We start from the raw sequence: 18,839 nt of genomic DNA, 5'->3' as shown, positions 1-18,839 counted from the left end.
CGCCTAGTCGCTGCAGATGTTCTGCAGCCGCACCCAGTCGCGGTCGGGCAGGACCTGGTCTAGAGGCTCAGTTGCCATCGGGTCGGCCTCGATCAGGGGCAGAACCGTTTCGCCGGTGATGTCGCGCGCATAGGCATAAGGCGTCGAAGGCAGTCGGGCCTGGGCAAAGCTCTGCAGCAGGGTTTCATCCGCGATTTCCGGGCGCGGGTCCGACAGGACCTGCTCGGAATAGGCGTCGATCTGCCCGGTCGTCAGCCCGCCGGTGGTCAACAGGTGAAACGCGGCGGCGCTGCCCGTCCGGTCCAGCAGTTCGTCCAGAGGGTCCTGCTGTGCGGCTCGGGCGCGCTCAGCGATTATGTATCCCGCGGCGACGGCCGGGTCCTCGTAATCTTCGACAAGCGCCCGGTTCAGCAGCACGATGCCACCGGGCAGGCCTAGGCTGTCTTGCACGCCCGCGGGCAAGATCACGACCCGGCGCACCCCGGTCCGCTGCGCAAGCGCCCGCAGCGACGCCTGCGCGTCGCGCGTGTTGCAGGCCCGACCCGAAACGCGTTCGATCCGGCGCAGGACCATCTCGCCGATTTCCTGGCGCTTGATCTGCGGCAGAACGCTCACGACATGGGATTGCAGCGCGCCCGGTAACCAGAAAACAAGCAGCGCCACCACCGCGGCCGCGACGCCGCCGACGCTGGCCCAGCGCAGGCGTCCGGGGTGGGGACGGGCACGTTCGATGGCACGCTGCAGCTTGTCGATGGCCTCGATCATGGTCGTTTCCGACTGGTCGAGCTCCAGCGTCTCGCCCGGGTCGCCGTCGGGGTTGTAGATGGCCGGAAAGACGCCGGGGTTCTGGCGCTCCAATGCGGCCAGAGACCAATGGGTCAGCGGTCGGTCGTTGAAGTCGGAAATCGTCAGTGTCGCTTCGCCGATCGACACCACGACCTCGCGCCGTTGTTCGTCCGGCGACGGGCGCCACAGACCGGTGGCTTCGATCCGTTGGTATTGTTTGAATGCCGTCTTCACGGTGGGCTGCTCGTTATGGTTTGGCCAAGTCCTATCACGTTCGGACCGAACGGCGCAAACCTGTTGCACAACCGGTGCCGGGCATGTTCCACTGAACCACTTGAAAGTACCAGAATACCAAAGGGGCCAGGGTGATCCTATCGACAGGGCGGTCTTTCATCTTCATTCATATCCCGAAAACCGGGGGAACGTCGCTGGCGCTTGCGCTCGAGGCGCGTGCGATGAAGGACGACATTCTGGTGGGAGACACGCCCAAGGCGCAACGGCGACGGCGGCGTCAGCAGTCGCTTGTGACCGCGGGCCGCCTGTGGAAACACGCGCGTCTGTCCGATATCGAGGGGCTTGTACCGCCCGACCTAATGCCCGCCATGTTCATCTTTACTCTGGTGCGCAACCCCTGGGATCGGATGGTCAGCTACTATCACTGGCTGCGCACACAGACGTTTTCGCACCCGGCAGTCGGCTTGGCCCGGACGCTGGATTTCGCTGGTTTCGTACAGCACCCGGACATCCGCCGATCGTTCCGGCAGAACCCGGCGCGTAGCTACGTCACCACCGCCAAGGGGCAGGATCTGTGCAAGGCTTATGTTCGGCTCGAGCATTTCCACGAAGATGCCTGCCCCTTGTTCGATCATCTTGGGTTTGAATTCTGTCTGCCGCATGCAAACCCGTCGAACCGATCGGCAGACTATCGGGACTATTATTGCGCCCAGACCCGCGATGCCGTGGCCGAGGCCTGTTCAGAAGATATCGAGAGATTCGGGTATCACTTCGAATAAGGTAACTGTTTCCCATTTACGTTCAACGGCGGGGCTGTTGGCGGAACTGTTCCTGAAACTTGGCCTGATGCTCGGTGTGATGGCGTAAAGCCGGCGGAAAAAAGGCAGAAATGAGGCGTCGCTTGGCCTGCCGTGCTACACCTGTTTCAGTTGACAGGTGCCAGAAAGGGGGGCGGCGCATGTTTGAAGTAGTGAGTGTTTCAGCGGACGAGATGTCCTTTGAAAAAGGGGTTGCAACAACGACGCGCAAGGCTGTTTCGGTGCGGCGCGGAGGGTTGGTGCATGGAACGCGGGTTCTGACCTATGGCGGGTGGGTGCCCGTCGAGGCGCTGAAACCCGGAGATCCGGTACGCACGGCGGACAACGGGTTCCAGCCCGTGCGGCGGGTGTCACAAGACCTGATTTCGGTGCCGGCTGATGAAACCCGTCCGGACTTCCTGCCGGTCCGGGTGCCGGCCGGCGCGGCTTACAACAAGCGGCCGGTCTGGCTCATGCCCGAGCAGGGGATTGCCGTCGCCGCGTCCTGGCTGGATGCGCCGCCGACGGACAGCGCCATCGTCGCCGCGCGGTTGCTCAGCGGGTCTTTTGCCTTTGGTTCGGCGATGCCGGCCACCCGTTTCCCGGTGACTACATTGTTTTTCGATCAGGACGAGATCATTTGCATCGAAGGCGGTCTGAGGGCCTATTTCCCGGCCTGCCGTATCGGGGGCAGAGGGCGTGTAGCGGGGCAAAGCGGTTACCCGGTTCTGGATGCAGAGAGTGGCGCGGCACTGGTAGCGTCCGTCGCGGCGGCGCGCGATCTGTCAGCGCTGGCCTGCCCGGTGTCGGCTTCGGCTGTTGCGGTTCCCGGGGCGCCGGTGGTTCCGGTCAGACCCCTCCGGGGCGAGCGGCGCCCCGGACGCCCGGGGCGGCCCAGACAGCCGGTCCTGCTGTTGCGCGCCGACTGGCAGAGCTGACCCGGTCGAGCCAGCGGGCGGCTGGCGCGTTCAACCACGCGCCAGCACCTGTACGTCAGGCCGCTTTGGCCTCGGGGGCGAAGCGGCCATAGAAGGTCTGACCCTTCTCGGCCATCTCGCGCAGCAGCGGCGGGCAAGCGAAGCGGTCGCCATATTTCTCGGTCAACTGGTCGCAACGCTCGGCGGCGTAGGGCGCGCCGATCATGTCGAGCCAGCTGAACGGACCACCCGACCACGGCGCAAAGCCCCAGGCCAGGATGGCGCCAACATCGCCTTCGCGGATGTCTTCCAGAACGCCTTCCTCCAACGCGCGCACGGCTTCCAGAACCTGTGCGAACATCAGGCGGTCCTGCACTTCCTGCAGCGAGGGCTGCTGTTCGGCCAGCCGATATTTCTCGTGCAGACCGTGCCAGTAGCCGATGCGCTTGCCGTTCTCGTCATAGTCGAAGAACCCGGCCTTGGCCTTGCGGCCCAGACGGCCTTGCTCCTCCATCCAAAAGATCAGCTCGTCGGCGGGGCTTTCGGGATAGGCGTCGCCCATCGCGGCCTTGGTCGCCCGCGCGATCTTGGCACCCAGGTCGATCGAAGTTTCGTCGGTCAGCTGTATCGGACCAACCGGGAAACCCAGCTGACGCGCCGCGTTGTCGATCAACACCGGCTGGACGCCCTCGGTGATCATCCGCGCGCCTTCGTTGATGTAGGGGATGATGCAGCGGTTGCAGTAGAAGAACCGCGCGTCATTGACCACGATCGGCGTCTTGCGGATCTGGCGGACATAGTCCAGCGCCTTGGCCACGGCGCGGTCACCGGTTTCCTTGCCCTTGATGATTTCCACCAGGAACATCTTCTCGACCGGCGAGAAGAAGTGGATTCCGATGAACTGATCTGGCCGCTTGCTGGCCTTGGCCAGTTCGGTGATCGGTAGGGTCGAGGTATTCGAGGCAAAGATGCAGTCCTCGGGGATGATCGCCTCGACCTTCTGGGTCATCTCGGCCTTGACCTTGGGGTCCTCGAACACGGCTTCGATGATCAGATCGCAGCCCGCCAGCTTTTCAAGATCAGGCGTGGCGGTGATGCGGCTCAGCATGGCCTCTTTCTTCTCGGCCGTGACCTTGCCACGCTTCATGCCCTTGTCCAGATAGGCTTCGGTATAGGCCTTGCCCTTGTCTGCGGCGGCCTGATCGCGGTCGATCAGCACGACCTCCATACCGGCCTGCGCCGAGACCAGCGCGATGCCCGCGCCCATCATGCCGGCACCTAGAACGCCGATCTTCTTGACCGACTGGTCCGGAATGCCCTTCGGACGAACGGCGCCTTTTTCCAGCGCTTCCTTGTTCAGGAACAGCGAACGGATCATCGCGCCCGAGGACGGGTTCATCAACACCGAGGTGAACCAGCGCGCCTCGATCTTCAGCGCGGTGTCGAAATCGACCAGTGCGCCCTCATAGACCGCGCTCAGCAAGGCTTTGGCCGCCGGGAAGGCGCCCTGGGTCTTGCCGTTCACCATCGCCGAGGCACCCACGAAGTTCATGAACCCCGCCGGGTGATAGGGCGCGCCGCCGGGCATCTTGTAGCCCTTGGCGTCCCACGGCTTGACCAGATCGGCATCCTTGGCGTTCAGCACCCATTCCTTGGCCGCGGCCAGCGGATCGGCTGCGATCTCGTCGATGTAACCTGCGCCCTTGGCCTTTTTCACGTCCAGCATCTTGCCTTCCAGCAGCAGCGGAGCCGCAGCGATGGCGCCCACCTTGCGGACCATACGCGTGGTGCCGCCTGCGCCGGGAAAGATGCCGACCATGATTTCCGGCAGGCCGTATTTGGCCTTGGGGTTCTCGGCGGCAAAGATGCGATGGGTCGCCAGCGGCAGCTCCATGCCGATGCCGGCGGCAGTGCCGGGCAGGGCGGCCGCGATCGGTTTGCCACCTTTCTTGGTCTTGGGGTCCATGCCGGCCAGTTCGATCTTGCGCAGCAGAGCGTGCATCTTCATAGTGCCTTCGAACAGGCCCTTGGCCGGGTCGTCACCCGCCTGTTCCTTCATCACCGCCAGCAGATTCAGGTCCATGCCGCCGGCAAACGATCCTTCCTTGCCGCTGGTAATCACGATGCCTTTGATCTCGTCATCGGCGAGGGCCTGATCGATGCAGTCGTTCAGTTCGGACAGGCCGTCAAACGACATCACGTTCATGGTCTTGCCGGGGACGTCCCAGGTGATGATGCCAACGCCGTCGGCGTCTTTGGTCAGTGTAAAATCAGCCATTTTTCTTCTCCTGATCCCCGCCGTTACACACGTTCGATTATGGTTGCCGCGCCCATGCCGGATGCGATGCACAAGGTGGCCAGACCGGTTTCCTTGTCCTGACGCTCCAGCTCGTCCAGCAGGGTGCCGATGATGATCGCGCCGGTGGCGCCCAGCGGGTGGCCCATGGCGATCGAGCCGCCATTGACGTTGACCAGCGCCGGATCGACGTCAAATGCCTGCTGGAACCGCAGCACGACCGAGGCAAAGGCCTCGTTGACCTCGAACAGGTCCAGATCGCTGATCGTCATGCCGGTTTCGGCCAGGATCTTTTCGGTCACCGGAACCGGGCCGGTCAGCATGATGGTCGGGTCGGTGCCGATCTTGGCGGTGGCCTTGATGCGGGCGCGCGGCTTCAGGCCGTATTTCTCGCCGAATTCCTTGTTGCCGATCAGAACGGCCGCTGCGCCATCCACGATGCCCGAGCTGTTGCCGGCGTGGTGGATGTGGTTGATCTTTTCCAGATGGGGGTATTTCAGCATCGCCACCTTGTCGAAACCCGGCATCTGCTCGCCCATCATCTGGAACGAGGGGTTCAGCGCGCCGAGGCTCTGCATGTCGGTGCCGGGGCGCATGTATTCGTCGCGGTCCAGAATGGTCAGGCCGTTGCGGTCCTTGACGGTGATCACCGACTTGGCAAAGCGGTTCTCTTCCCACGCCTTGGCCGCGCGTTTCTGCGATTCAACGGCCAGCGCGTCGGCTTGATCGCGGGTAAAGCCGTATTCGGTGGCGATGATGTCGGCCGAGATGCCCTGCGGTACGAAATAGGTCTCCATCGCCAGCGACGGATCGACCGCGATGGCGGCGCCATCGCTGCCCATGGGCACGCGGCCCATCATTTCGACGCCACCGGCGATATAGGCCTCGCCCGCGCCGCCCTTGACCTGGTTGGCGGCTAGGTTCACGGCCTCCATGCCGGATGCGCAGAAACGGTTGATCGCAAGGCCGGGGATCGATTCATCCAAGTCCGAGGCCAGAACCGCGGACCGCGCCAGGCATCCGCCCTGTTCCATCACCTGGGTGACGTTGCCCCAGATCACGTCCTCGACGGCGTGGCCTTCCAGGTTGTTGCGTTCCTTGATGGCGTTCAGCGTCACCGCCGACAGGTGCACCGAGGTCACCTCGTGCAGGCTGCCGTCCTTGCGGCCCTTGCCGCGCGGGGTGCGCAGGGCATCATAAATGTAAGCTTCGGTCATACTTCTCTCCTCAAGCTCGATCCGACGGATTGCCGGGCATCAGGTCATAGGGGTGTTTCCAGCCGGGCTGCTCGGACAGGCGGGTCAGCCAGGCGTCGATATGGGGCCATTCGGAGCGGTCAAAGCCGAACGGTTCGGGGTAATACAGGTAACCGCAGCAGCTGAGATCGGCGTTGGTCACGCTGTCGCCGACGATCCAGTCGCGGCCCTCCAGATGGGCGTTCAGCACCTGATAGGCGGCCTTCAGGCGGCCTTGATTGAAGGCGATCACATCCGGGTTGCGGTGCCGTTCGGGCAGGAAGTTCATCAGGAAACGGGTCAGGCCCGCCATCGAGCTGAGCTTGTGGTTGTCCCACAGCACCCAGCGTAGGATGTCATAGTTCTCCTCCCGTGTCTTTCCGCCGAACTTGCCCGACTTTTCGGTGACATAGGCCTGAATCGCGCCCGACTGGCTGATCCGGAAATCTCCGTCGATCAGCACCGGCGCTTCGCCCATTTCGTTCACTTCGGCGCGGTATTCGGGGGTTCGGGTCTGGCCGTTGAAGAAATCGACAAAGACCGACTCCCATTCCAGCCCTGACATCTCAAGCGCAAGGGCGGCCTTGTACGAGTTTCCGCTTTCTCCGAAGCAATGCAGTTTTATCGTCATGCACTCACCCCTCCCAAGGCGGTTTGTACGGTTTCGTCACGCACGTGTCTTAAGAAAGACCTGACCGCCGGCCGCAGCCGCGTTCGGACTTGTCTTGCTGAAAACACGACGGGCCTGGGCCAGGCATCGGGGTCGTCTAGCGTTTGCGCGCCTCAAGCTCGGAATTGAAGATGCGCAGCCGGTGGGTCAGGTTCTCCTCGTCGATCACGCTGTTGAAATTCTCGAACAGGAATGACAGCGCCTCTCCTTCGTCCAGCCCAGCCTCGCGGGCAAACCCCTTTAGTTTTCGATATCCGTCCTCGGTCATGGCGACGGGAAAGCGGCGGGTCAGGCGAAAGCGTTTGGGCATGTCAACTCCTCGGTGAGCGCTGGTTCCGGGCGGGGTCGCCCGGAACCAGACTGGGATCAGAAGTTCGCCGCGTCCAGTGCCATCACCGTGTCGGCGCCGGTCTGGATCCGCGCCAGGTGCATGCCCGTGGCCGGTAGACGGCGTGCCATGTAGTAGCGGCCGGTGGCGATTTTTGTCTCGTAGAAGTCCTTGTCGGACGCGCCGGCATCCAGCGCCTCTTGCGCGGCCTTTGCCATCTGCGCCCACATCAGGCCCAAGCAGACATGGCCGAACATGTGCATGAAGTCATAAGAACCCGACAGGGCGTTGTTCGGGTTGGTCATGCCGTTCTGCATGAAATACATGCCGGCGGCCTGCAGCTCCTTCGAGGCGGCCTTCAGCGGTTCGATGAACGCCTTGTCATAGGCTTCGTCTTTGCCGCTGTTTTCCTTACAGAAGGTTTTGACCATGTCGAAGAAGGCCATGACATGCTTGCCGCCGTCCTGCGCCAGCTTGCGGCCGACGAGATCTAGCGCCTGAACGCCGTTGGCGCCTTCGTAGATCATGGCGATGCGGGCGTCGCGGGTGTATTGCGACATGCCCCATTCCTCGATGTAGCCATGGCCGCCATAGACCTGCTGGGCCCGAACGGTCATGTCGTAACCTTCATCGGTCAGGAAGCCCTTGATGACCGGGGTCATCAGCGAGATCAGCCCGTCGGCGTCCTTGTCACCTGCGCGGTGCGCCCTGTCGATCAGAGTCGCACCCCACAGAATGAAAGCCCGCGCGCCTTCCACAAAGCTTTTCTGGTCCATCAGGCTGCGGCGGATGTCGGGATGCACGATCAGCGGATCGGCCGGGCCATCGGGGTTCTTGGCGCCGGTCACGTCACGGCCCTGCAGGCGGTCCTTGGCGTATTCCAGCGCGTTCTGATAGGCGGCCTCGGCCTGGGCCAGACCTTGCATGCCCACACCCAGACGCGCTTCGTTCATCATGGTGAACATGGCGCGCATACCCTTGTGTTCCTGCCCCAGCAGCCAGCCGGTCGCGCCGTCATAGTTCATCACGCAGGTCGAGTTGCCGTGGATACCCATCTTTTCTTCGATCTTGCCGACCGAAACGCCGTTGCGCTCACCAAGGCTGCCGTCTTCGTTCACCAGGAACTTGGGGACGATGAACAGCGACACGCCCTTGATGCCCTCGGGGCCGCCGGGGATCTTGGCCAGCACCAGGTGGATGATGTTGTCGGCCATGTCGTGATCGCCGGACGAGATAAAGATCTTCTGGCCGGTAATCTTGTAGCTGCCATCACCCTGCGGCTCGGCCTTGGTTCGCATCAGGCCCAGATCGGTGCCGCAATGCGGCTCGGTCAGATTCATGGTGCCGGTCCATTCGCAGCTGACCATTTTGGGCAGATATTTGTTTTTCTGTTCGTCGGTGCCATGCGCCAGGATGGCCGAGGCAGCGCCGTGGGTCAGGCCCTGATACATGGTGAAGGCCTGGTTCGCGGCCGAGAACATCTCGCCCACGGCCGTGCCAAGAACATAAGGCATGTTCTGGCCGCCATATTCCTCGGGCATGTCCAGACCGGTCCAGCCGCCTTCCTTGACCTGCTCGAACGCGTCCTTGAACCCGGTCGGGGTATAGACCACACCGTTTTCGAACCGGCAGCCTTCCTTGTCACCGACCACGTTCAGCGGGTGCAGCAGGTTGACGGCGACCTTGCCGGCCTCTTCCAGAACGGCGCCGGTGAAATCGGGCTCAAGCTCGGCATAGCCCGGAATGTCGGATTGCGAGACCTTGAGAACGTCGTGAAGAACGAATTGCGTGTCTTTGGTAGGCGCGTTGTAGACGGGCATTTGAAGCTCCCTTAATTCAGATGTCCGGGTGGCAGGCGGCCGGGTAGATCACTCGGCAGCCTTCTTTTCCTGTTTCATCGAGGCGATGACCTTTTCGCCCCAGCGCAACTGTTCCTTCAGATCGTCGATCGCCTGGGTCAGTTCCTCGCGGCGGGCTTCCATGTCCGCCAGACGCTCGCACGCGATTTCATAGGTGCGGGTCATCTGGGTCAGTTGCTGGTCGCCGACATGGTACAGATCCAGAAGCTGACGAATCTCCTCCAGGCTGAAGCCAAAGCGCTTGCCGCGCAGGATCAGCTTGAGCCGCGCCCGGTCACGTTTGGTGAACAACCGTTTCTGACCTTCCCGGATCGGAAACAGAAGCTCCTTGGCCTCGTAGAACCGCAGGGTCCGCGGCGTGACGTCATACGCCTCGCACATTTCGCGGATCGTCATCAGGTCTTCGGTCATGGGTCATCCCCCCTCGTCACTGGCGTCTTGAGGTATGAGTTGCGCAGTCGATGGCCGCTTTACAACATGAGAGTGACGTTGACGTAATTCAGACGCTGCGTCATTTCAAAATTGACGTAACATCCGCCCGCGTAAAGCGGGGTTCCGGCGATTTCCGTGCCCCGTTTCAGGCGAAATCAAGAGTGGCGGCGACAAAAAAGACAGCCGCGCGGGGCAACGCGCGGCTGTCTGTTTCGATGATCGGGCCGGGGATCAGCTCAGCATTTTTGCGGTCTGGTCGCGCAGGCGTTGCAATTCGTCCATGGCTTCGTCCAGTTGCTGGCGCTGCTGGCGCAGCTCTTCCATCTGGCGGTCGGCCATCTCGACGAAGGTCGCCATCTGGGCCTCGTTGCCCTGATCCTCGTAGATCAGCAGCCATTGCCGGATCTCTTCCAGCGGAAAGCCGAACTTGCGGCCGCGCATGATCAGCTTCATCCGCGCCCGTTCGCGCGGGCCATAGAACCGCGACCGGCCCTCGCGGTCGGGTTGCAGAAGCTCGATATATTCATAGTAGCGCAGGGTGCGCGGAGTCACGTCGAACTCGGCGCACATCTCTTTGAATGACAAACGATCGTCGGACATTCCTGTTCTCCTCGGCTGCAACCTAGGGCGTTGCGCGGACAAGCGCAACAGGCGGGCTTGCCCTTTGCGTCAACACCAGACCATAAAGAAGGCAACGAAAAAGGACAGAGCACCAATGGTCGACAAGACAGTACTCGCCCGCCAGTTCATCGAAGCGATCCCCCATGCGCGGGCCTTGGGCCTGACCCTGACGCATATCGGCGAGGGCGAGGCCGAGATCACCATGCCCTACAACGAGGATCTGATCGGCGATCCCCGCACGGGCGTGATTCACGGAGGAGCGGTGTCGGCCAGCCTTGATACTTGCTGCGGGGCCGCGGTCATGAGCCACCCGGCAGCCCCCGGCGGTACCGCCACCATCGACCTTCGCATCGACTACATGCGCGCCGCAACGCCCGGCCAGACGATCACCACCCGGGCGACCTGCTATCACATCACACGCAACGTAGCCTTCGTGCGCGCCACCGCCATGGACGACGATCAGGACCGCCCGGTGGCCACCGCCTCGGGCGCCTTCACGGTCGAGGGGAAGTGAGATGACAAGACCCCGTCCCGAACCGATGCAGGTGGTGAAGCAGCGGCGCGACGCGGCCCTCAAGGCGCTGGTCGAGGGGGTTCCGTATATCCGGTTCCTCAACATCAGCTTCGACCGGCGCGGAGACGAACTGACCAGCGTTCTGAATTTCGACGAAAAGCTGATCGGCAACCCGTTCCTGCCGGCGATTCATGGCGGCGTCACGGCGGCCTTTCTCGAGGTGACGGCGGTGATCACGCTCAGCTGGGAGCACCTGTTCCCGCGCATCGAAAGCGGTGAGATCGACGCCGATGACATCATCTCTGATCACAGTATCCGCTTTCCCAAGACCATCGACTTCACGGTGGATTATCTGCGCTCGGGCCTGCCGCGCGATGCCTATGCGCGCGCTTTCATCAGCCGGGCGGGACGGCGGTATGCCTCGGTTCGCGTCGAGGCCTGGCAGGACAACCACGCCAAGCTGTTCGCGCAGGCCAGCGGGCATTTCCTGATGCCGCAAGAGCCTTCGGCCAAAGGCTGAGCAAAATGCGGGACGCCTCGGCACCCATCACGCACAGGCGGGTGCTGAAGATCGCGGTGCCGATTGTGCTGTCCAACGCGACGGTGCCGATTTTGGGCGCGGTGGATACCGGCGTGGTCGGCCAGATGGGGCAGGCCGCCCCGATCGGAGCGGTTGGCATCGGCGCGGTTATTCTGGCCACGATCTATTGGGTGTTCGGCTTTCTGCGCATGGGCACGACCGGATTGGCGGCGCAGGCCCGAGGCGCAGGGGACACGGCTGAAACCGGAGCTCTGCTCATGCGCGGTCTGCTCTTGGGCGGCGCTGCGGGACTTTTCTTTGTCGTAGCGCAGGTGGCGGTATTTGCAGGGGCCTTCGCCCTGTCGCCCGCAAGCCCCGAGGTCGAGGCGCTGACGCGCGATTACCTCGAGATTCGCATCTGGGGCGCACCGGCGACCATTGCGCTTTATGCGGTGACGGGCTGGCTGATCGCGGTCGAGCGCACGCGCGGCGTGTTCGTCCTGCAGGTTTGGATGAACGGGCTGAACATCCTTCTGGACCTGTGGTTCGTGCTGGGTCTGGGCTGGGGCGTCGAAGGTGTGGCGGTAGCCACGCTGATCGCCGAATGGACCGGTCTGGCGCTGGGCCTGTGGCTGTGCCGCGATGCGTTCGGTGGCAATCAATGGCGCGATTGGGCGCGGATCTTCGACCCCGCCCGCCTGCGCCGGATGATGCAGGTCAATGGCGACATCATGATCCGGTCGGTCCTGCTGACCGGGTCCTTCACCACCTTTCTGTTCGTGGGCGCCGATCTGGGCGATGTGACGCTGGCTGCCAACCAGGTGCTGCTGCAGTTCCTGGAAATCACCGCTTTTGCATTGGACGGGTTCGCCTTTTCCGCCGAGGCGCTGGTGGGCAGCGCCGTCGGGGCCAAGGACCGATACCAGGTCCGGCGCGCCTCGGTCATGGCGTCGCAATGGGGCGTCGGTGGGGCTCTGGTGCTGGGGGTCACGTTCTTCGTGGCGGGGCCCGCGTTGATCGACCTGATGGCCACAGCGCCCGAGGTGCGGATCGCGGCGCGCGAATACCTGATCTGGGCTGCGCTGGCCCCGGTGATCGGCGTCGCCAGCTGGATGTTCGACGGCATCTATATCGGCGCCACCTGGACCCGCGCCATGCGCACCGCCATGGTCCAGTCGGTGGCGATCTATGTGGTGGCGCTGTTCCTGCTGGTGCCGAGCTTTGGCAATCACGGGCTGTGGGCCGCGCTGATGGTGCTGAACACCGCCCGCGCGGTGACGCTGGGCCTGCGCTATCCCCGGCTCGAGGCGCAGGTGGCCTAGAGAAGGGTCAGCAGGTGCTCGGGCGGCCGACCGATGGCGGCCTTGTCGGCAGTGATCCCGACGGGGCGTTCGATGAGGATCGGGTTCTCGGCCATGGCATGAATCAGGGCTTCCTCGGGCGAATTCTTGCTCAGCCCCAGTTCCTTGAACCGCGCCTCGCCCCGGCGCATCATCTCGATCGCCGGGATGCCCAGCCGGGACAGCACCGCCCGCAGCTCATCCGCGCCGGGCGCGTCCTCGAGGTATTTGCGAATGGTGACTTCGGCGCCGCGGTCCTGCAGCAGGGCCAGCCCGGCGCGCGATTTTGAACAGCGTGGGTTGTGCCAGTATTCGATCACAGCCAATCCTCTCGTTTGCTGCCGACGGCGTCGGCCACCGACTTGAACCCGTCCCGCGCCAGCAGGGCATCCAGCCCCCGCGCGATCTCGGCCGCCAGCGACAGGCCGCCATAGACCATCGCGGTATAGAACTGTACGGCCGAGGCACCGGCGCAGATCTTGGCATAGGCCTGTTCGGCGGTGCCGATGCCGCCCACGCCGATCAGCGGAATCTGCCCGTCGGTCAATTGGCTCAGCCGGGCCAGAACGCGGGTCGATTTCTCGAACAGAGGCGCGCCGGACAATCCGCCGGCCTGATCCTTGTGCGGGCTGCGCAGTCCTTCGCGTGACAAGGTCGTGTTGGTGGCGATGACACCGTCGATGCCCGTGTCACGGGCGACATCGGCGATGTCCCGCAGTTCGTCATCCGTAAGGTCGGGGGCGATTTTCAGAAACACCGGGATCGGCCGCGCCAAGGCTTCGCGGGTGTCCAGCACACCTGCCAGCAAGGCGCTCAGCGCCTTTTTTCCCTGCAGGTCGCGCAGCTTTTCGGTGTTGGGCGACGAGACATTCACCGTCGCGAAATCCAGCCATTGCGCGCAATGGGCCAGCACCTGCGCGAAGTCCCGCGCCCGGTCGGTGCTGTCTTTGTTGGCGCCCAGGTTCAGGCCGATCACCGCGTCCTTGGGGCGATGCGCCAGACGCCGGGCCATCGCCTCCATCCCTTCGTTGTTGAAGCCGAACCGGTTGATGGCGGCGCGGTCCTCGGTCAGGCGGAAGAGGCGCGGCTTGGGGTTGCCCGGCTGCGGGCGCGGTGTGACGGCACCCACCTCGATAAACCCAAAGCCCGCGCGTGACAGCGGGCCCAGGACTTCGCCATTCTTGTCGAACCCGGCGGCCAGACCTACCGGGTTGGGCAGGTCGAGCCCGGCCAGCTGCGTGCGCAGGCACATTGAGGTGACGGGACCGGGCGCTGGGGTCAGCCCCGATTTCAGCGCCTTGATCGACAGGCCGTGCGCGGTTTCGGGGTCGAAACGATGCAGTGCGGCCAGGGCCAGTTTCTCGGTCAGTTTCATCCGAAGGACGCTCCGTTTGGGCTAGGGGCGGTGCGGATCAGGCGCGAGTCGGCCACCGCCGCCTGCCGGTGAATCACCGCCGCACGATAGGCCGGGTCGGTCACCATCTCCAGGAACGCATGGGCCGAGGGGTAACGGGCGATGAACATCTCGTCCCACACTTCGCCCTGCGGGCCGATCAGCGTTGTCTGGAACGTGCCGCGCCAGATGATCGAGGCCCCCAGCCGCGCGATGATCGGCGCCGTTTCGGCCCCATACCGGCGATAGGCTTCGGCGCCGCTCAGCCCCGCGGCGGCCAGGTCGTGGCTTTCGGGATAGGCCGCCTTGGCGCGGAACCTCACAAGGTTCAGCATCTCGATCGGGTGATCGCGGTCCAGCGCCTTGAACGCCTCGAACTGGGCGCGGTCGGGGTCGATATGGCCGGTCATTGCATTTCCTCGGGGAAGCGGTGCGCGCCGTTTTCCAGCGGCAGCGGCTTGGCCCAGACCACATCCGCCATGCGCATGTTGCGATAGAGATGCGGGAACAAGGCACCCCCGCGCGAGACCTCCCATTTCAAATCATCGCCCATTTTCCGGGCATCGCAGGCCACGAGTGTCAGGTTTTCGGCCCCGGCAAAGTGTTTGGCCGCGGTTTCCGCGGCCTGTTCGGCGGTGGAAAAATGCACGAACCCATCCGCCACATCGACCGGCGCGCCCCGGGTTTCGCCCTGTGCCTGCAGGGCCGCCCATTCCTCGGCCCGGAATATCTTGTAGATCAGCATGGCGCCGTGATGCCCCGCGCGCGGGGTAGAATCAAGCCGCATTTCCCCCTTTGACTCTTTGCCGCCCTCGGCGCACGATCTTGGCAATCAATAACAGGGAGTTTCAAATGATTACACGTTTCCTGACATCCGTCGCGGCCCTTGGCCTGACTGCAGGCATGGCGGCGGCCGACTACAAGCTGACCATTCTGCACACCAACGACTTCCATTCCCGGTTCGAGCCGATCAACAAATATGACAGCGGCTGCAGCGCCGAGGACAATGCCGAGGGCAAGTGCTTCGGCGGTTCGGCGCGCCTGGTCACCGCGGTCAACGATGCGCGCGCGCGGGCCGAGAACTCGATCCTCGTGGACGGCGGCGATCAGTTCCAGGGGTCGTTGTTCTATACCTACTACAAGGGCAAGGTCGCGGCCGAGTTCATGAACAAGCTGGGCTATGACGCGATGACCGTGGGCAACCACGAATTCGACGACGGCCCCGAGGTTCTGGCGGGCTTCATCGACACCGTCGATTTCCCGGTTCTGATGTCGAACGCGAATATCGAGAACGAGGAACTGCTGACCGACAGGATCATGCCTTCGACCGTGATCGAAGTGGGGGGCGAAAAGATCGGCCTGATTGGCCTGACCCCCGAGGATACGGATGAGTTGGCCTCGCCCGGCCCCAACATCACCTTCTCGGACCCGGTGCCCGCAGTTCAGGCGCAGGTCGACAAGCTGACGGCCGACGGCGTCAACAAGATCATCGTGCTCAGCCACTCGGGCTATGGCGTCGACCAACGGGTCGCGCAGGAAACCACGGGCGTCGACGTGATCGTGGGCGGACACTCGAACACCTATCTGTCGAACACGTCGGACAAGGCGGTTGGGCCGTATCCGACGGTTGTGAACGGTGTGCAGATCGTTCAGGCCTATGCCTACGGCAAGTTCCTGGGCGAGCTGAACGTGACCTTCAATGACGACGGCAACGTGGTCGAGGCGGTGGGTGAGCCGCTGATCATGGACAACACCGTGACCGAGGATCAGGCGGCCCTTGATCGCATCGCAGAACTGGCCAAACCGCTGGAGGAGATCCGCAACAAGGTCGTGGCCAGCGCCGCGGCACCGATCGAAGGTGACCGGTCAATCTGCCGCGTGCAGGAATGCGAAATGGGCAACCTGGTAGCCGATGCCATGCTGGCGCGGGTCGCCGATCAGGGCGTTCAGATCGCCATCGCCAACTCGGGCGGCCTGCGGGCTTCGATCGACGCGGGCGACGTGACCATGGGCGAGGTGCTGACCGTTCTGCCCTTCCAGAACACGCTTTCGACCTTCGAGATCAGCGGTCAGGGCATCATCGATGCGCTGGAAAACGGGGTCAGCCAGGTGGAAGAGGTCAAGGGCCGCTTCCCTCAGGTGGCTGGGTTGAAATTCACCTGGGATCCGTCGGTTGCCCCCAACGAAGGCCGCGTGACCGAGGTCATGGTGGCCGAGGGTGATGGCTATGTGCCAATCGATCCGGCCAAAACCTATCTGGTGGTCACCAACAACTATGTCCGTAATGGCGGGGACGGGTACAAGATGTTCACGGGCGACGACAAGAACGCCTATGATTTCGGCCCTGATCTTGCGGATGTGACTGCTGAATATCTGGAGGCGAATGCACCCTACACGCCTTACCTCGACGGTCGTATTCAGAAGAAGTGATTATTTGCTAAAAGAAGAAAGGCCGCATCCGGGGATGCGGCCTTTTTTCGTTGGCGGGTCTCAGTCGAACTCGTATTCCGGCCACAGTTCTGGGTCGAACCCGTCCAGCATGGAGCGGACGTGATCGGCGACCTTGCGCCAGCCGCCGATCGACTTGGTCGAGATTTTTTTGCGTACCTGGTCGATACTGGCAGTGCGCACCTGTTTCTTGTTTTCCTCCGGGTGCATCATGCTTTCTTGCCAATCGATCCCGCAGAACGCGGCCACCTGCTTGCTGTAGGTCTCAGGGTCGGCCACCAGTTTTTCGTAGGGCACCGTCAGGATGCGATCCCCGAAGATGGCATCCCAATGCTGCATGTAGCGCCGATACAGGTTGGCCGAATGCGCGATGGAGTCCAAGTTTGACGCGTAGCGCATTCCACTCGCGGGAAAACGGCGAATCCATTTTGACAGACCTACGTCGCGCGGGTCGCGTAGCATGTGCACGATCTTGGCATTCGGGAAGGCCGAGAGGATGAAGCCCACGCGCTGATAGTTGTGAGGCATCTTGTCTACAAAGGCGATGGAGCCGTTAGGGATTGGCGGCATCAGTTCGCGGAACTCTTCGGCGAATTTGCGGGCCTCGGTATCGCCGAACGGCTGATTTTCATCCGAGTAGACCGCCGACAGATCGGCGGCAAGGGTCAGTTCTCCGCAACCGGCGACATCCGGGACCGCACTCAGCATCATCTCCATCAGCGTGGTACCCGAGCGCGGCTGTCCGACTACGAAGATGGGCAAAGGTACGTCTTCGACGCCGGAACTGGGAACGGCCTCCGGGGAGGGGAACAGGAACTTGATCCGCTCGAGTTTCTTCTCCTCGGCGCCGAAGTCGTAAGGGTTTTCCGCGTGTTGGGCGGCATTGGCGCGCGCGAACTGCGGGAGTGCGGCCTCCAGGCCCTCGATTTTCGACTCAAGCTGGGCCTTGGCGAATTCCAACGTCGAATCCCTGTGGTTGAGCTCGGCCATCGCCGCCTCGACCTGCGGCATCAGTGACTTGGCCTGCTCCCGGTCGACCATCGAAGACAGCTGATACAAGGCCGAAATGTGGTGCGGTTCCTGTTCCAGAATGCGCCGGAGAATCTCGGTACACCCCGTCTTGTCACCCGCCTGATGCAGATCGACCGCCTTTCGGAAGGCGATCCCCATGTCGTCTGGCGCCAGTTCATACGCCCGCGTGATGTCGCGCGAACTGTCATCGACAAAGCCAATCCGGCCATAAGCCCGGGCGCGCATGGCCAGAAGTTTGGGATTGTCGGGGTCGCTGGCCAGTCTTTGCGTGGCATGCTCGACGATACTGCGCCAGTTTTGTCCCTTGAGTTTTATCTCATCTATGACGCGGATGATTTCTTTGTTGCCCGGAAATTTGTCCAACATCCGTTCGGAATAGGCCAGGGCCTGGGCGATCTGCCCGGTCTGCATCAGCGCATTGGCGATGTTTTCAACGAATTGCGGGTCATCCGGCTTCAGACGTGACGCCTCCTGAAAATGAGGGATGGATCTCTTGTACTGCTTCATTTCAGTCAGCACGAAACCCGCAATGGCGAAAAAGTCTGCGTCCTTCGGAAATTTCTTGGTGCCCAGCGTCGCTTTTTTCAAAGCCTGGGGCAGTTTGCCTGTTTCCAGATCGGCCAATGCCTTGGCCTTGAGGGAATTTGGTGCTTGAGTTGCCATGAAACTTTGCGTCGCCCGATCCTGTTTTTCCGGTGTTAGGTTCATTACCCATGTGTGGACGGTTTGCAATAACTCTTCCCAATGATGCCATGGCGCAGCTGTTTGCCGCGCGCCCGGCGAATGACTTGCCGCCGGTGCCCAACTTCAATGTGTGTCCCACCAACCCGGTGCATGTGGTCCGCGCCGGGGAAACGGGGCGCAGGCTGGATCCGTTGCGATGGGGGTTTCTGCCCCATTGGTACAAGTCCGAAAATGACGGCCCGCTTCTAATCAATGCGCGCGCAGAGACCCTGGCGGACAAGCCGGCCTTTCGCGCCGCCTGCCGGGATCGGCGCTGCATCGTCGTCGCCACGGGTTTCTATGAATGGACCAAGGACGCGGACGGCGCGCGCCTGCCGTGGTATTTCTACCGCCGCGACGGTGCCCCCATCGCCTTTGCTGGGATCTGGCAGGAGTGGGGGCCGCCTGACGCCCGCCGCGTCACCTGCGCCATCGTGACCACCGCCGCAAACACACGGGTCAAGGCCATCCATCACCGCATGCCACTGATACTCGAGCCGAAAGACTGGGCGCTGTGGCTGGGCGAAGTGGGCAAGGGGGCCGCACGCCTTATGCGCCCCGGCCCCGGGGACCTGCTGGAGTTCTACAGGGTCAGCACCGCAGTCAACTCGAACCGGGCCAGCGGCCCGCAGCTGATCGCGCCGATCGCCGAGGGCTGATCGCTCGGTCGCGGGTTTCCATTGAGCCCCGGCAG

20 protein-coding genes are annotated in these 18,839 nt (G+C 62.9%); 7 read left to right on the top strand and 13 right to left on the bottom strand.

Annotated elements, in window-relative coordinates; all coding sequences use genetic code 11:
* Window positions 1–3: 3 nt before the first annotated feature.
* Window positions 4–1,020: a hypothetical protein gene (locus AC2FME_RS13790; protein WP_496800722.1), complete on the bottom strand. Its 1,017-nt coding sequence runs from the start codon at window positions 1,018–1,020 to the stop codon at window positions 4–6.
* A gap of 131 nt (window positions 1,021–1,151) precedes the next feature.
* Here AC2FME_RS13790 and AC2FME_RS13785 point away from each other — a divergent pair, with 131 nt between their 5' ends.
* Window positions 1,152–1,799: a sulfotransferase family 2 domain-containing protein gene (locus AC2FME_RS13785; protein WP_496678384.1), complete on the top strand. Its 648-nt coding sequence runs from the start codon at window positions 1,152–1,154 to the stop codon at window positions 1,797–1,799.
* Between the two features lie 191 nt (window positions 1,800–1,990).
* Window positions 1,991–2,755: a Hint domain-containing protein gene (locus AC2FME_RS13780; protein ID WP_496800721.1), complete on the top strand. Its 765-nt coding sequence runs from the start codon at window positions 1,991–1,993 to the stop codon at window positions 2,753–2,755.
* Between the two features lie 55 nt (window positions 2,756–2,810).
* Here AC2FME_RS13780 and AC2FME_RS13775 read toward each other — a convergent pair whose 3' ends face one another.
* The 7 genes from AC2FME_RS13775 to AC2FME_RS13745 form a co-directional block, all read right to left on the bottom strand.
* Window positions 2,811–5,012, bottom strand: coding sequence for a 3-hydroxyacyl-CoA dehydrogenase NAD-binding domain-containing protein (locus AC2FME_RS13775; protein WP_496800720.1), 2,202 nt, complete (start codon window positions 5,010–5,012; stop codon window positions 2,811–2,813).
* A gap of 23 nt (window positions 5,013–5,035) precedes the next feature.
* On the bottom strand, window positions 5,036–6,247 hold the full coding sequence (locus AC2FME_RS13770) for an acetyl-CoA C-acetyltransferase (protein ID WP_496800719.1): 1,212 nt from the start codon (window positions 6,245–6,247) through the stop codon (window positions 5,036–5,038).
* A 10-nt stretch (window positions 6,248–6,257) separates the two neighbouring features.
* Window positions 6,258–6,896, bottom strand: coding sequence for a glutathione S-transferase family protein (locus AC2FME_RS13765; protein ID WP_496800718.1), 639 nt, complete (start codon window positions 6,894–6,896; stop codon window positions 6,258–6,260).
* A 136-nt stretch (window positions 6,897–7,032) separates the two neighbouring features.
* Window positions 7,033–7,245, bottom strand: coding sequence for a hypothetical protein (locus AC2FME_RS13760; protein ID WP_005981899.1), 213 nt, complete (start codon window positions 7,243–7,245; stop codon window positions 7,033–7,035).
* Between the two features lie 56 nt (window positions 7,246–7,301).
* Complete coding sequence (locus AC2FME_RS13755) at window positions 7,302–9,083, bottom strand: acyl-CoA dehydrogenase C-terminal domain-containing protein (RefSeq protein ID WP_496800717.1); 1,782 nt, start codon at window positions 9,081–9,083, stop codon at window positions 7,302–7,304.
* Between the two features lie 48 nt (window positions 9,084–9,131).
* Entirely contained in the window at window positions 9,132–9,533 is a 402-nt protein-coding gene (locus AC2FME_RS13750) for a MerR family transcriptional regulator (RefSeq protein ID WP_005981908.1), read from the bottom strand.
* Between the two features lie 252 nt (window positions 9,534–9,785).
* Window positions 9,786–10,154, bottom strand: coding sequence for a MerR family transcriptional regulator (locus AC2FME_RS13745; protein WP_149777048.1), 369 nt, complete (start codon window positions 10,152–10,154; stop codon window positions 9,786–9,788).
* Between the two features lie 115 nt (window positions 10,155–10,269).
* Between AC2FME_RS13745 and AC2FME_RS13740 the strand changes: the two genes are divergently transcribed.
* The 3 genes from AC2FME_RS13740 to AC2FME_RS13730 are packed head-to-tail and all read left to right on the top strand — an operon-like array spanning window position 10,270 to window position 12,531.
* On the top strand, window positions 10,270–10,689 hold the full coding sequence (locus AC2FME_RS13740) for a PaaI family thioesterase (protein WP_170358398.1): 420 nt from the start codon (window positions 10,270–10,272) through the stop codon (window positions 10,687–10,689).
* A gap of 1 nt (window position 10,690) precedes the next feature.
* On the top strand, window positions 10,691–11,209 hold the full coding sequence (locus tag AC2FME_RS13735) for a PaaI family thioesterase (protein WP_496687376.1): 519 nt from the start codon (window positions 10,691–10,693) through the stop codon (window positions 11,207–11,209).
* A gap of 5 nt (window positions 11,210–11,214) precedes the next feature.
* Window positions 11,215–12,531, top strand: a complete 1,317-nt coding sequence (locus tag AC2FME_RS13730; protein ID WP_496800716.1) for an MATE family efflux transporter — start codon at window positions 11,215–11,217, stop codon at window positions 12,529–12,531.
* Here the strand turns inward: AC2FME_RS13730 and arsC are convergent.
* Genes arsC through AC2FME_RS13710 form a run of 4 tightly spaced genes read right to left on the bottom strand, consistent with a single transcriptional unit; the run spans window position 12,528 to window position 14,687 of the window.
* Window positions 12,528–12,869, bottom strand: coding sequence for an arsenate reductase (glutaredoxin) (gene arsC, locus AC2FME_RS13725; protein WP_496800715.1), 342 nt, complete (start codon window positions 12,867–12,869; stop codon window positions 12,528–12,530). The two genes, AC2FME_RS13730 and arsC, sit on opposite strands and share 4 nt — an antisense overlap.
* A complete protein-coding gene (locus AC2FME_RS13720) occupies window positions 12,866–13,924 on the bottom strand; it encodes a quinone-dependent dihydroorotate dehydrogenase (RefSeq protein ID WP_496800714.1) in 1,059 nt (352 codons plus the stop codon). Before AC2FME_RS13720 ends, arsC begins: the two co-directional genes overlap by 4 nt.
* Window positions 13,921–14,352, bottom strand: coding sequence for a DUF1330 domain-containing protein (locus AC2FME_RS13715; protein WP_496687381.1), 432 nt, complete (start codon window positions 14,350–14,352; stop codon window positions 13,921–13,923). Before AC2FME_RS13715 ends, AC2FME_RS13720 begins: the two co-directional genes overlap by 4 nt.
* A complete protein-coding gene (locus AC2FME_RS13710) occupies window positions 14,349–14,687 on the bottom strand; it encodes a DUF952 domain-containing protein (protein ID WP_496684407.1) in 339 nt (112 codons plus the stop codon). The genes AC2FME_RS13715 and AC2FME_RS13710 overlap by 4 nt, the downstream gene beginning before the upstream one ends.
* A gap of 107 nt (window positions 14,688–14,794) precedes the next feature.
* Here AC2FME_RS13710 and AC2FME_RS13705 point away from each other — a divergent pair, with 107 nt between their 5' ends.
* Complete coding sequence (locus AC2FME_RS13705) at window positions 14,795–16,372, top strand: bifunctional metallophosphatase/5'-nucleotidase (protein ID WP_496800713.1); 1,578 nt, start codon at window positions 14,795–14,797, stop codon at window positions 16,370–16,372.
* A 60-nt stretch (window positions 16,373–16,432) separates the two neighbouring features.
* On the opposite strand, the gene AC2FME_RS13700 is transcribed toward AC2FME_RS13705, so the two are convergent.
* Window positions 16,433–18,085: a tetratricopeptide repeat-containing sulfotransferase family protein gene (locus AC2FME_RS13700; protein WP_496800712.1), complete on the bottom strand. Its 1,653-nt coding sequence runs from the start codon at window positions 18,083–18,085 to the stop codon at window positions 16,433–16,435.
* A gap of 50 nt (window positions 18,086–18,135) precedes the next feature.
* Between AC2FME_RS13700 and AC2FME_RS13695 the strand changes: the two genes are divergently transcribed.
* The gene (locus AC2FME_RS13695) at window positions 18,136–18,804 is read left to right on the top strand and encodes an SOS response-associated peptidase (protein WP_496800711.1); all 669 of its coding nucleotides are present in this window, start codon (window positions 18,136–18,138) and stop codon (window positions 18,802–18,804) included.
* Window positions 18,805–18,839: the final 35 nt, after the last annotated feature.

The sequence above is a fragment of the Ruegeria sp. BHSC026 genome (assembly GCF_059613065.1).
Note: the sequence above shows the minus strand (reverse complement) of the source record. Positions and strands in the feature narration are given on the sequence as shown.